Below are 12,731 nucleotides of genomic sequence, written 5' to 3'. Positions count from 1 at the left end.
TTAAATATTGTGTCCCCGGAATTCCCCCGCGCCCGTGTTTTCCGCGCCGCCACGGCACTTCGGTGGAAGCGATCACAATGAACCGCAGGCGCGTTGTATCGCACATCAGGAGGGTGACTGAGGCTTGCCACGCAATCCCCGATATACCAACACTGCGAAACTAACAAAAGAGAGGAGAGCCAATAATCCTTGGATGGCCGCGTGTCGGGACACAGAATCTATACACGCTTGATCCTTGCAAAACGAACTGGTCCAAGCAGTTTGAATTGTCCAATCAATGAATAATACGAGCAATAGCAGAGCGATCACTGCAGAGCACCAGATACCTGATTTTTTCATGGACTGTATCCTTTCAAACCACTTGAGCATGACAACAAAGCACTAGCGACTATTCGGATAGGACTTCGCACGACAAAGATCGAGCACACGAGCATCGAACGTGTGACAATCATTTGAACTAGGCACGAATAAACCAAGAGGGCGTCCCGGCGCGATCAACGCATTGACGCACTCCTCGTTCACAGGAAAAGGAATTGGTACTTCTGTAGCATCCGGACTCTTTGATTGCCCTGTGTGATCAATGGTGCTTACAGGAGCAAGAGGGAAATCTGCTCGCCCTTGTCCAGGAACATCACCGCCGGTTGGACCCATGCCAGCTTCATATTTGTCCGTCTTGATCCAGCGATGATCAATGCCTGTCCAATTCAAGGGGGAAAGCGGTCCATTAAGATTGATCGGTCGTTGGTATTCTTTGACGGTAAGCCCAAGAACGTCTACCCAGTTCACGGGGTTTGCTAACGAGTAGGCATAGAGATTTGGTCCAGCCCACTCTCGAAGCAAATCCCTGTTCAGCCAGTGGGGGTGTACGGGGTCGTAGGCGCGGGTGAAGGAGAGCAATAATCCGCTTGGTGCATGTGCGAAGAGTCCGGCGTACTGGTAGGCGGGAGTGAAGGTGCCGGAGGTTTGCACCGGCGCTCCGTAGGGGCTGTAGTCGATGGAGGAGATGAGCGAGCCGCTCGTAGCATCCAGCACATCCCTTACGCTTCCGAGCTGATCGGGCATGTAGACGGCTTTTTGCGTGCTGACGGCGTTGTATTCGCCTTCGGGGAGGATGCGCGATTGCACCGTGTCGGTTCCGTCTCTCACCTGACAGATTCTTGAACCGCACCACAAATATCTCGTTGTCGTCGTTCCGCCGCCGGAGGCGGTTTCTACGTCAACCGTTCTGCGGCCCATGCCGTCGTAGCTAAACTGTGACTTTGCAGTGCTGCCCACGTAATCAATCTCTATGAGCCTGTTTTCGATGTCCCATTTGTAGGAGCGGGTGCCGTCGGAGAGGAGGTTGCCTTTGACGTCGTAGGTGTAGTTGGTGGCTCCCCAGGTGGCGATCTGGTTGAGGCCGTTATAGGTGGGGTTCGTCGTTCCGGTGCTGTCCGTTAGCGTCGTCGCATTGTCGAGGGGATCATAAACATACGTATTGTTGCCCGGTGTTGTCGCCGTTGCGGTCAATAACCTATCTATCAGGTCATACCCATACGCATGCGTCTGCGTTGCAAACGGATGCCCTGTCGCGGCGGTATCCGTGACGGACATGATGTCGTAGGGATTTACAGGGCCGCTTCCGTAGCCGAGCGTGAAGCTTCTCGTCACTCCGCTGTTCGTAATCGAGATCAGCCTCCTGTCATTCGCATTGGTGTCATAACCCCAGTTCGTGGATACGGTGACAGCGCCGTTGGTGACGGAGCGCGATGCCGTCTGATCCGTTTGCCCAAGGTAGGTGTTGGTGAAGCTGCCGAGCGGCGTGCCGTGGGAGGTCAGGCGCGAGATGGCGTCATAGCCGAAGGTCTCGTTGCCGCCTGTGATGTTTCTCCCCGCAATCCTTCCCAAAGCATCGTAGGTCAGCCCTATCACGTCGTTAGCGAACGGCCCGTCTATCGATGCCAGTTTCAATGCGCCGTTGGTGCCGATGGCCGTATAGCTGTAGTTCGTCGTGCCCAGCCCGTCGGTCATCGAGGTGAGGCGCGGAAAGAAGCCGTCCCAGGCGAAGGAGACGTTCGGGGTGCCGAACGCGCCGATATAGCTGACGGAGAGCGGCCGGTCGTCGAGCGCGTACGCGTAGCTTTTCATCTGGTTGAACGTATCGGTGACGGCCTTGAGCCGCGAGGTGCTCGCCTCGTAGGTATAGGTCTCCGTCTGCGCGGAAGACGTGCCGAACCCATAGGTCTTGGCCACCGGGCGCGACTCGATGTCGATGTCCCAGTGCGTGACGTTGCCGTTCGCGTCCGTGATCTCCTTCAGGGTCCCGTTCTCGTAATAGTGATAGGAGGTCGTGCGCGTGGCCGTGCCGCTCGTGGGTTCGGTGACGGAAGTGAGCCGCCGGTCGGCGTCAAAGCCGTAGGTCGTCGCGCGTCCGAGCCGGTCGGTGTGCTTCCTCAGCTCCAGGCTGGGCGTGCCGACGAACGGCCCGGACTGGAAGTTGTAGTCGTACAGATCCGCCGTGCCGTCCGGGTAGGTGATGGACGTGATCCTGTCCAGAGCGTCATACGCATAAGTAAGGACATAGCCCTGCGAGTCCGTGCGCGTGGCGATGCGGTCGGCGGCGTCGTAGGTCAGCGTGAGCACCGTCTGCGAATTCGCGTTCACGATGGTCGATAGCCTGCCCGAGGCGTCGTAATTGCGGGTGGTGACGCCCGAGTTCGGGTCGGTGACGGTGGCGGGCTGGCCCGCCGCGTTCCAGGTGAAGTTCCACACTTTCCCCGCCGCATCGGTGTAGGTCTGCGGCTCGTGCAGCGCGTTGTAGGAGCCCAGTGTCGCAATCGTCGTGAAGGTCGAGGGCAGCGCGGTGCGCTGCTTCACGGTGAGCAGATCCTGGTTGTTCGCGGCATACGTATACTGCGTCTGCCGCCCCATGGGGTCGGTATAGGTGAGCGGCAGGCCGAACGCGTTGTACGTCGCCCCGGTGAGCTGCGTCGTGCCGTCGTCCAGCACGCGGCCGACGAAGGTGGGGCGGTCCAGTATGCCGCTGTTATAGTTTGTGGTCTGGTTAGGATGGTTGAACCAGGTGCGCCGCTCCAGGGGCGGCTTGACGCTCGCCACGGCGGTCGAAGTGAAGTTGGTGATCTGGTCGTGGTACCAGTGCGTGAGATACGCCTTGCTGAAGTCCTCCGTGAGCAGGTTGCCCGAGCCGTCCACCGTCACCCCGAGCGCGAAGGCGTGCGGGTCCCAGTGATAGGTGTTGCGCCACTGCAGCAGGCCGTCGTCATTGCTGGAGAGCCCCACCGGGACGATGCAGGTATTGTCGGTGGAGGGCGTGATCGCCGGGTTCTGGTAGAAGTAGGTGTAGTCGGTGAAGCCCAGCGGGTCCTTGATGGTGAGGCTGCGCGTGTTCGTCTCCGGCGTGTCGTGCGAATTGGCCGTGTCGGAGAAGTTCGTCGTGCCGTAGGGCGTGGTGAGCGTGTTGACGAAGGTGGGCTCGGTCGCCGAATAGGTGAAGGTCGAGGTGATGCCCGCCGGGTCGGTGATCGAGGCAAGCCGCTGGCTCGTGTCGTAGGTAAGCTGCGTCGTGCGCCCGAACGGATCGGTGATTTGCGTCACCAGCAGCGGGAAGCCGGCAAGCCCGTAGGTGAAGGTCGTGCTTCTTCCCATCGCGTCCACCACCGAGGTCAGGCGGAAAGTGCCGTCGTAGTTAAGCGTCGTGACGTTGCCCTGCGCGTCGGTGACGGAGGTGAGGAACAGCTTGCGCGGCCAGGTCGTCGCGCCGTCGGAGAGGGTGAAGTTCTCCTTGCTGCCGTCGGGCAGGCGGTGCTCGTAGTTCGTCGCCACGCCCAGCACCGGCGTGCGCCAGAGCTGCGAATTGTCCGTCGTCTCGGCGGGCCAGGTGCCGGTGGTGCGGTTGTAGCTGTTCTGGTAATCGTAGCCGCCGCCGCCGGAGGCGTAGCGCCGCACGTTCCAGCCCTCGCGGTTGACGCCGGGATCGTCCCATACCCAGCCGATCCAGCTGTGCGTCCACTTGGGGCTGACATTGCCGAAGGCGAGCGTCGCGGGCTGCTCGGCCTCGCGTGAGTTATAGCTGATGCCCGTTATGGAAGGCACGCCCTTCTGCGGCTTGTAGCCGATGGGCGTGTCGCCGAGGCTCAGTCCCACAATCATCGGCGTGCAGCCGGAAACGGTCATGCCGCCAAGTGGCTGCTTCTCCTGCTGCTGCGTCATCGGCGTCCGGTTCGGAACAGGAGAGGAAGCGCCATTCGCGCTGGCCTGTTGCGCCACGACGGGGCAACCGTTGGGAACCCCCGATGCGCCCAGCGTGCTGTTGGAGGTCGTGCCCATGCCGTAAACCGCCTGCGCCTCGTCGCTCTTGGCGGACACCGCGCGCCAGCCGGTTCCCGCGCGCATGGCTTTCGCGGGCACGAGGAAGTACCCGCTGCTTCCTTCGTCAATCGCGCGCGCGGTCAGCAGTAATCCGCTCGCGTCGCCGAACGTGGGGTCCATGACCTGGTAGAGATCGCCCTGTTTCCCGACGATGGCGGCGTAATGGTGGATGCTCCAGTTGACGACGGAGGGCACCGGAATGGGCTGGCCTGGCTTGCGCTGAACGAGGGTGTATTTGAGCTTCGCCTTGTCGGCCAGCGCCGCGAGTTGGGCGAGCGAGAAGCCGTGCGTGCCGGAGCGCGCCTCTTCCGCCACCTGGATTTGCTTGGCAGGGGCTTTGAGTGCGGTCAGCACATTTTTCAGCGCCCTCGGCCCGCAGAGATAGGCTATGCCGGGGTTGTTGCGGAAGGCCCACAGGCCCTCGCGCGCGCCCTGGATCAGCTCGGTGCCCGGCCCGCCGATGGGCCGCTTGCCCACGACTTCGCGCAGCAGAGCATCGAGTTCCTTGTCATGTCCAACGCGGGCGTGCATCTTGGCCAGCTCGCCCACCGCGCGGTCCACCATCAGGCGGGCCTGCGGGGAGGAGTCGGCGTTGCGGCCAAGCGCCCAGGCCTTCTCGAACGACGCGAAGGCGCGGCTCCAGTAGCCCGCATGGTAGTACCCCAGCCCCAGGTTGAGCTGCAGCGCCGAATTCCAGTTCGATTTCGGATGCGCCCTGACGAAGGCGAGCAGTGGCTGGGCGTAATCCGCATAATCGGCCTGTGGCCCCGCGTTCAAGGGCGCGTCGTGGAATTCCTTCAGTGCGATGCGCAGCGCCTTGGTTTCCCCTTCATCGACGGGGCCGGTCGCCACCAACGCCTCTTCCATTCCCGGCAGATACTCAATCGGCGGCGGCGCGGGCATCGCCACTTGGACAGGGGCCTGGGGAAGCTTAGAGGGTTGCGTCTGCGCCGGGTGCGATACGGAAACCTGCGCCGCTGAAACCTGAGGCGCGCCAATCACCCGCCCGTTGATTTGCGACTGCGCCGCTGTTGGAAGCGCGGCGTTGATCAGCAGCGCGGCGCCAATCAGCGCGGGGGCCGCGAAGAGGGCAAAGCGTGAAAGGGAATAAGGCCGGCCGCTATCGCGGCCCTGATGTTTCAAATTCATACGTGCCCCCGTGTTTTTGTTTCCCTGAGTCATCGAAGCGTTAACGCTTCTTAATTGCACCGATCCATACACCTCTGGTTTAGAAAGTCACCTGGAATTTCGAAGCGGCGGGAAAAAGATAAAAAGAAAGCCAGACACGAGTGCATCTGGCTTTAGCTGTATCCACGGGGAGCGTCTGCGTATGAAACAGACACACCGCGCGCTACATTAGTCCGATACGAGCACGGGTCAAACGGTTTCTGATGTGAACCAGAACTGGAACAAAACACGGCGGGGGGATGGCGTGCATGGGACCGCACTCCTTATATATAGGAGTGATTTTTCTTGCTCTGGATTCGGGGTCAGGATAGTGAATGATAAAGGACGTTATCATACTCAATCTTAGTGATATTCTCTCGAAGGGAACGGATGCAAAGCGGTGTTTGTAAGACAATATAGAATTCAAGCCTATGCTCAAGCCGAATGATGCAATACGTGACGAGTCGGAAGCACGTGATACACATCGCCTGGAAGTTCCTGGGCGACTTTCAGAAAACTATTGGAATAGGGCGACCACGTACCAGTTCTGGTATTCAACTGTGGGCCTGATCATTGGCACTATCTGTGTGCTTTCGGGCGTAGTACTCTTCTTTCATGGCGTCGGGGGTACTACAAGCTGGACAACCAGTGTCTTAGGTGCCAAGAGCCAGCTTTCTGATGCCGCCCCTGGAGTAATATTTGGAGTACTCGGCTTCTTTGTGATCTGGGCAACTCGATACAAGATAAAGACGAAGATCAAGTAATGTACAGACATGCGTAACATTAGGCTGTCCGGTGAAAGCCGCGTGTTCGAATTCCGGCTGAGCCAAAAGCCTGGGTGCGAAGTGTCTTCTGAAGAAAAGGCTGACCAACCGGATCTGGAGTCTCAAGCTGAGTCGATTCTGGAGTTGGGAATTCCAGTGCACTGGCGTATCCCACCGTCCAAGCAGGACGACGCTAGAAAAAGGCATTTCCTTTCAGCGAGCGCCGGTCTCCTGAAGAAAATCCCGGTTGACCATGTCACCCCACTCAAGAAGGGCGGGTTGTTCTTTTTCAAGGGTGATCGGACAGTCGGAGGTTATTACCGAGCGTATTCATCAAGCATCTACTTGAATGCAGGAGTGCATCCTTCAGCGTTCCCTATCGCCTTCTTGCATGAGATGGGTCATCTCGTTCATTTTGAGGTGGCGACGGAGACCACAATAAAGAAGTTCACGAAAGCTTCATGGTTTCGGATAGGGCCATTGCGTCTGCGCAAGTTCTGGAAGGGGCATGGGATGTTTTTTACTCCATACAGTGCGATATCGCCGGAAGAGGACTTCGCGGAGGTTTATGCTGGAATCATGGCAAGTCTATTTGACCAAAAGGAGTGGCTTGAAATTGGATTTGGATCAGCTTCTCCTTGCCCGGTCTGCGGTGCACCGTGGTTTTTCTTAGATCTAGAAGACGATCAACGTGGAATTTGTGCAGCGTGCGATGCACTCTATGGTCGACTTGAGGATCATTGGACCCCTCTTAAGCAAAATCTAGCTCGTGGAAGAGCTGAGCAGGAAGGTATATCCTGGACTCCGATTAAACCTGATTAATGCTTGACTTAAACTCGATAAAAAGCATTAACGTGTTTAAAATCGCAGCAGGCATTCTGCGACACAGTTGGTCCTCAACGATTGCTAGTTTCGGCCTGGGTAACGGCGGTACTGTTCTTCGTCCCAGCGGCGATAAACAAACTGATGCGGCGTGATGAGATTCATCTTCTTCACGGCATCTTTGAAGGCTTTAGGATTCATGCCGCCCGTGGCCAGTGCGGTGTAAAGGATCGGCCAGCTAATGCAGGCACCAGGGAAAGTGAGAAGATTTTTGTCTTCCTTTGCCTCGGCACCGAAGATCACTTCGGGCCTCCGCTTCCGCCCTGTAAAGGCCCCCGCAATGCCACGATGACCCCCAACGCAGCTGGAGAGGATGAGAGCTCTTGGCATTTGGTCAGCCTCCTGAAAGGACTCAGCCAGATCCTCCCAGGAAATATTTGTCCTATCGCTCAGTTGGATTCCTTTTTCGTCGCCATGACACGACAGGTGAAAGATGTCGTACGCATTTTCTGACGCGCTCTTGATTGCCCTATCAAGCAGACTTGCGTTCATGACAATTCTGTAGGCTGTTTTCCCGCTAAGCAGGCGGACGATTTCTTCCACCACGTGCCCCTCCCAGTGACGGTCGTAGAACTCATCAGGGGACACGGATTCCGCAACAAATACCTTTAGTTTCGCCATCGCCGTCACGATAGTGAAAAGGTGGCGGTTCTGCAAGTCGGCGGCTGCTTCTTTTTGAACCAGGGTCCCTTACAGTGACGGAGTGAACCCCACCGAAACAGAAAACTGCACCAGTTCAATGTGAGGCGCGTGCCTGCTCTCCTTGCGGACTTCTGAGCTGAGTTTCCGTGCTCCTCCATGCACCAGAATTCCCCGAATGTTTTTGCCTATTTTCAACCCAGTCCTGAGTTTTTCCGCGTTCCGCATATATCCACGGAGTTGCTCTATGTGTTGGAGCGATGGCGTTCCCTGCTTGCACTCGACGATCACGATGTTTCCGTCGCGATCAAGCAGTAGAACGTCAAGGCGCGTTCGGTCGGCAAAAACCAGCTCGCGGGCAGATTCGGAAGGATAGGGAACGAGACCGTCTTCGAGCAGGTGAGGTGAGGCGCTGATGTACTCAGATAGCGCCCGCTCGCTGGCAAATCCCGGAATCAGGCTGACCCAGTTGGCGTCCTCGTTAATGGCAATTTCCATGGCGCGAAATGCAGAATCGGGCACCTGGCTCAGCGTAGGGCGCCAGATGCGCGGATTAGGCCGTGCTTCTGGTGGAAGTTCTACTACGAAGCTTGGGGCAAGGGGACCCGTGGTCAAATCCCACCTTACTTGTACTCGGCGGCCCATTTCGCCTGAGTCTCCTGCTTGACGCGGAACGCTGGGATTCCACTCTTTATCTTCGATTTGCTTGCTGAGCACTGTGCCGATGCGCCCCACGCGCCAATTCTTGAGCTGGACTACAACCTTGTCGTCAGGCTCAATCTGCATGAGATACCTGCGGGCATCCGACCACGCCCGCACTTTTGTTGGCGTCCGAAGACCATAGTCGTCCGGGGGCCATCCGACAGCGACGATCTGCTCTTTAAACCATGTGTGCCACAAACCCGGATATTCGTTTTCCATGCAGTTGATTTTCCAGTTGGCCACTTTCTTCGCTCCTTACTGAACCAGCTTTGGTGTATTTAGAGCATTCGGACTTACGCGACGCCAGCTCATCTATATATAAGGTTACGGGGTTTCTGTTCACCCTGCTCTTTTCGGATTGTTCTGTCTGATAAATTCTGTTATCAGACAGATTAACGAGTCAAAACACGGGCGGGCGGATGCAGGATGCGGTTACCGTAACAGGCTCAGAAAATCTTCCGGTGTTGCCGCCGGTGATCGCCGGAGCGGACACTCCTGAGATCAAACGGCGCGTCGAAAACTTCTTTCATTCCGTTGCCGCCATCTTCGAGGCCTGGGTCAACCGGCGCAAATCGGATCACACGCGCCGCGCATATCGTGGCGATGTCATGGCCTTTGTCGAGTTTTGCCGCTTTGCCTGGCCGCAGGATGCCGCGCGGCTGCTGCGCGTTTCCATCCTCGATGTGCAGGCTTTCAAGGACGCCATGGGCAAGCACGGCGGCGCGCCCAAGACCATCAACCGGCGGATTTCCTCGCTGTCATCGTTTTACAAGTTCTTAAGCGGGGCCGCGGCCGAGCTGCGGCTGCCGATCACCGTCCCCAATCCCGCCCATGCGCAGTTCATCTCGCGCGAATCCTCCGACCCGGTCGATGAAACCCGCGCCCTCTCGGAAACACGGGCGCGCCAGCTCGTGGCCATGGTGACGGGCGACTCGCTTCTCGATCTGCGGGATCGCGCCATCCTCAAGTTCTATGTCTATACCGGCGCCCGCATCGAAACCGGCTGCAAACTCAATGTCTCGGACTTCCACCAGGACGGCGACGAGGCGACGCTGCGCTTTCAGCTCAAGGGCGCGCGCGCCAAGACCAAGGGGATTCATTTCAGCGCGGCGGAGTCCATCGCCGAGTACATCAAGGCTGCCGGCATCGAAAGCGGACCCCTCTTCCGCCCTCGCCTCTCCGCATACAGCGACGCCCTCGCCCCGCGCCGCATGACCCAGCGCAGCATGTACCGCATATTGATGAGCTATCTGGAGCGGCTGCCCGGCGCAATGCGGGAAATAGAACTGTCCTCCGGCGAGAAAGCCCAGGTGTGCCTCTACTCGCCGCATTCGCTGCGGGCGACGACCGCGACCCTGCTGCTGGATTCCAGCGTCGCCATCGAGTCCGTCCAGGACCTCCTCGACCACAAGCACATCACCACGACGCAGATTTATGATAAGCGGCGGCGGTCGGTGCGGGATTCCGCCTCGCACAAGGTGCCGATTTGACGATGGCCTCCCCTGCCCGGCTTCCGCCTGTTGTCCTCCGCCTCCCTCACGAAGGGGGATGATAATAGGCCATAGCCTATTATTATTACCTAAAAAATAGGCTACAACTTATTATTTTGTTGCGTTATAATAAGCCAAAGCTTATTATTTAACAATAAAAAATAGGCCATAACTTATGAAAAAATCACGATCAGCAGCGTTGTCCCGTGCGCATCTTGATGAACGCCTGAAGGATCTCGGCCCGGTCGCGGGTTACACTCCGCCTGTGAAGGGATGGATCAGGGCCATCCGCGAGGCGCTCGGCATGACGGCGGAACAATTGGCGCGCCGTCTTGGGGTGAAACAACCGTCCGTAATCCAGATGGAGCAATCGGAGGCGAAGGGCAGCATCGAGTTAGGAACACTGCGGCGCGTCGCCGATGCGCTTGACTGCACTCTCGTTTACGCCTTTGTCCCAAAGAAGCCCCTGGAAGAGACGGTGCGCGCGCGCGCGCGCAACTTCATCCGCCGCCGCCAAGCGCCGGTGGAGCACTCCATGCTGCTCGAAGATCAGAAGGTACAGGGGAAGGCGGAAGAGGCGCGTCTGGAAGAGGCGCTGCGGGATACCAGCCCCAGCCGGTTCTGGGAATAGACCATGGACGATCTTTTCCAGGAGCCTGACAACGCAACGCCGCTTACGCCTGAAGAAAGGGCCGAACTGATTCCGGCGCATATCGCCTACCGCGCCGAGCTGAACGAGGCCGAGCAGGCGAACATCGCCAGGGGACAGGACTGGGCGCTTGGCCGCAGGCGCGATCTGCTCAGCGAAAAGTTCATCATGGATCTCCATGCGCGCATGCTCGGGGACGTATGGCGCTGGGCGGGGAAATTCAGGATAACGGAGCGAAATCTCGGCATCCACTACTTTGAAATACCGATGGCGGTGCGCCAGTTGCTGGAAGACGCAAAGGCATGGGTTCAATATAAGACCTATCCTCCCGATGAGATTGCCGTCCGGTTCCATCATCGCCTGGTGCAGATTCACCCCTTCCCGAACGGCAACGGCCGGCACTCCCGCCTAATCGCGGACCTGCTGGTCATGAGCCTGGGCGGTGAGCGCTTCACGTGGGGAAGCGCAAACCTGCAGCAGGCCGGCGACCTTCGCAGGCAATACATCGACGCGCTGCGCGCCGCGGACAATCACGACTATGCACCTCTACTGAGATTCGCCCGGTCATAGGATGGGTGGAAGGAGGGGCATTTTGGCGCTGAGGAAAAGATTGGAGGAAATGACGCGCGTAGATGACGTGTCGAGGCACCCTGCCCTCCTCGCCGCTCTAACTCGGGAATATCCGAACACGATTGTGTTGCTCGACTCGCCTCACCCCATCAGACGGTATACGTGCATGATGCACGTACTGGATTTCGCAGAAAAACCCGATTACGCGACGATAGCCACGCACGGTAGAGGTGAAATTTTTGCGGCGGGAGCGTTCGCGCATTGGCTCTTGAATAAAGGCCTCGTTGTCGAAGTAAAGCAAGATGATGCACGCGAGGGCGACATTGTGTTGTATTTCAATGAGGAAGAACGGTTCAAACACGCCGGCCTGCTTGGTGCAAATGGGAGAGTGGTATCGAAATGGGGCATAGGGCACCTGTATCAGCACGAACTTTTCGAAGTACCGGAATCCTATGGAACTACGGTTCGGTTCTTCAAAGGGCTTTCTTACGACGATGCGTTTGGTTATTTCCTGCAATTTGCCGAAGAAAGCGGCATGCGCTTCGAGTAGATGCGGTGCGTGTCCTGAGCTGGCTGCGTGATAAACCGGATTATCACGCGCTGAACGGTCGGCAAGAAGAGCTGAAATATGTCATCTTGATCGATAAATGTCACCATTTCTTGCGAGCTATTTGTCACCTTCGGCATTATCCCGCGAGAATCAGATGTCCTGGATGACAGATACCGGCGACGAAGAGTGACAAATAGCGATCAAGATTACAGGCACGCTGGAGAAACACTTGGAGCCTGGCTCGGTGTACCGTAACGTCGTGAGCAAGTATGCCAGGCAAACCGGCGTCAATGCCGAAGTCTACGGGTTATGCGTGCATTCCATGCGGGCAACGGCCGCGACCAACGCGCTCGCCAACGGGGCGGACATCGCGAAGGTGCAGGAATGGCTGGGCCACGCCAATGTCTCCACCACCCGCCTCTGCGACCGGCGCAAGACGCGGCAGGAGGACAGCCCCACGTTTCATGTGAAGTACTGATAACTGGACTTACGTATCAAGCACAGGAGAAAACAGATGATTGTGATCATGGTCCACTGGCTAATCAAAAAATGAATCGAGAACGAGGAGGCATTCGAGGCGACATGGAGGAAAATGACGATCCAGCCCAATACGGGGTTGTATCGAGAGGTTCTCACGCGGCCGGTCGAGGCGGAAGACCCGAAGTTCAACACGTTCAGCATCACCGACAACGCATACACGACGTATATCAACATAGGAATCTGGAAGGACCTCAAGAGCTTCGACGAAGCGGTCGGCAAGTACATCCAGCCACCCGAGCGGCGCAAGCCGGTGAGCGGGCCGTTTCAGGATCGTGAGATGCTTGCGGTTTACCGGCAGGATTTCGAATTCAAGATTCGCGAACGGGTCACCGCTCGCGACAGCGCTTCTGCAACCTGCTAAGATCGTCCACATCGTGCGCTTGGCACAGGACTGCGAAAAAAATGTAGGC

10 protein-coding genes are annotated in these 12,731 nt (G+C 57.7%); 7 read left to right on the top strand and 3 right to left on the bottom strand.

The features are described 5' to 3' along the window. Positions 1 to 381: 381 nt before the first annotated feature. Positions 382 to 5,517, bottom strand: coding sequence for a peptidase C39, bacteriocin processing (locus LAO20_13300; GenBank protein ID MBZ5532401.1), 5,136 nt, complete (start codon positions 5,515 to 5,517; stop codon positions 382 to 384). Between the two features lie 791 nt (positions 5,518 to 6,308). Between LAO20_13300 and LAO20_13295 the strand changes: the two genes are divergently transcribed. Then, on the top strand, positions 6,309 to 7,121 hold the full coding sequence (locus LAO20_13295; protein MBZ5532400.1) for a putative zinc-binding metallopeptidase: 813 nt from the start codon (positions 6,309 to 6,311) through the stop codon (positions 7,119 to 7,121). An 84-nt stretch (positions 7,122 to 7,205) separates the two neighbouring features. Here LAO20_13295 and LAO20_13290 read toward each other — a convergent pair whose 3' ends face one another. Together LAO20_13290 and LAO20_13285 are read right to left on the bottom strand one after the other, a co-directional pair. After that, the gene (locus LAO20_13290; protein ID MBZ5532399.1) at positions 7,206 to 7,838 is read right to left on the bottom strand and encodes a CHAT domain-containing protein; all 633 of its coding nucleotides are present in this window, start codon (positions 7,836 to 7,838) and stop codon (positions 7,206 to 7,208) included. Positions 7,839 to 7,871: 33 nt separating this feature from the next. Beyond that, complete coding sequence (locus LAO20_13285; protein MBZ5532398.1) at positions 7,872 to 8,765, bottom strand: endonuclease NucS; 894 nt, start codon at positions 8,763 to 8,765, stop codon at positions 7,872 to 7,874. 176 nt (positions 8,766 to 8,941) lie between these two features. Here LAO20_13285 and LAO20_13280 point away from each other — a divergent pair, with 176 nt between their 5' ends. The 6 genes from LAO20_13280 to LAO20_13255 all read left to right on the top strand — a co-directional run bounded on the left by LAO20_13280 (position 8,942) and on the right by LAO20_13255 (position 12,682). Beyond that, the gene (locus LAO20_13280) at positions 8,942 to 10,012 is read left to right on the top strand and encodes a tyrosine-type recombinase/integrase (protein MBZ5532397.1); all 1,071 of its coding nucleotides are present in this window, start codon (positions 8,942 to 8,944) and stop codon (positions 10,010 to 10,012) included. Between the two features lie 175 nt (positions 10,013 to 10,187). Next, positions 10,188 to 10,643: a mobile mystery protein A gene (locus tag LAO20_13275; GenBank protein ID MBZ5532396.1), complete on the top strand. Its 456-nt coding sequence runs from the start codon at positions 10,188 to 10,190 to the stop codon at positions 10,641 to 10,643. A 3-nt stretch (positions 10,644 to 10,646) separates the two neighbouring features. Further along, entirely contained in the window at positions 10,647 to 11,231 is a 585-nt protein-coding gene (locus tag LAO20_13270; protein ID MBZ5532395.1) for a mobile mystery protein B, read from the top strand. Between the two features lie 166 nt (positions 11,232 to 11,397). Beyond that, positions 11,398 to 11,781 carry a hypothetical protein gene (locus LAO20_13265; protein ID MBZ5532394.1) on the top strand — a complete coding sequence of 128 codons (384 nt, stop codon included), beginning with the start codon at positions 11,398 to 11,400 and terminating at the stop codon, positions 11,779 to 11,781. 193 nt (positions 11,782 to 11,974) lie between these two features. After that, entirely contained in the window at positions 11,975 to 12,259 is a 285-nt protein-coding gene (locus LAO20_13260; protein MBZ5532393.1) for a tyrosine-type recombinase/integrase, read from the top strand. A 114-nt stretch (positions 12,260 to 12,373) separates the two neighbouring features. Further along, on the top strand, positions 12,374 to 12,682 hold the full coding sequence (locus LAO20_13255) for a hypothetical protein (protein ID MBZ5532392.1): 309 nt from the start codon (positions 12,374 to 12,376) through the stop codon (positions 12,680 to 12,682). The last annotated feature ends 49 nt before the right edge of the window (positions 12,683 to 12,731 follow it).

This window comes from Terriglobia bacterium (genome assembly GCA_020072815.1).
Taxonomy (GTDB): domain Bacteria; phylum Acidobacteriota; class Terriglobia; order Terriglobales; family Acidobacteriaceae; genus Angelobacter.
This window is presented reverse-complemented; position numbering and strand designations above follow the sequence as displayed.

Bases quoted from the DNA above. Each gene is read 5' to 3' on its own strand.
- LAO20_13295 (MBZ5532400.1), top strand. From the start codon at position 6,309: ATGCGTAACATTAGGCTGTCCGGTGAAAGCCGCGTGTTCGAATTCCGG.
- LAO20_13270 (MBZ5532395.1), top strand. From the start codon at position 10,647: ATGGACGATCTTTTCCAGGAGCCTGACAACGCAACGCCGCTTACGCCT.
- LAO20_13275 (MBZ5532396.1), top strand. From the start codon at position 10,188: ATGAAAAAATCACGATCAGCAGCGTTGTCCCGTGCGCATCTTGATGAA.
- LAO20_13280 (MBZ5532397.1), top strand. From the start codon at position 8,942: ATGCAGGATGCGGTTACCGTAACAGGCTCAGAAAATCTTCCGGTGTTG.
- LAO20_13300 (MBZ5532401.1), bottom strand. From the start codon at position 5,517: ATGAATTTGAAACATCAGGGCCGCGATAGCGGCCGGCCTTATTCCCTT.
- LAO20_13265 (MBZ5532394.1), top strand. From the start codon at position 11,398: ATGATGCACGTACTGGATTTCGCAGAAAAACCCGATTACGCGACGATA.
- LAO20_13255 (MBZ5532392.1), top strand. From the start codon at position 12,374: ATGACGATCCAGCCCAATACGGGGTTGTATCGAGAGGTTCTCACGCGG.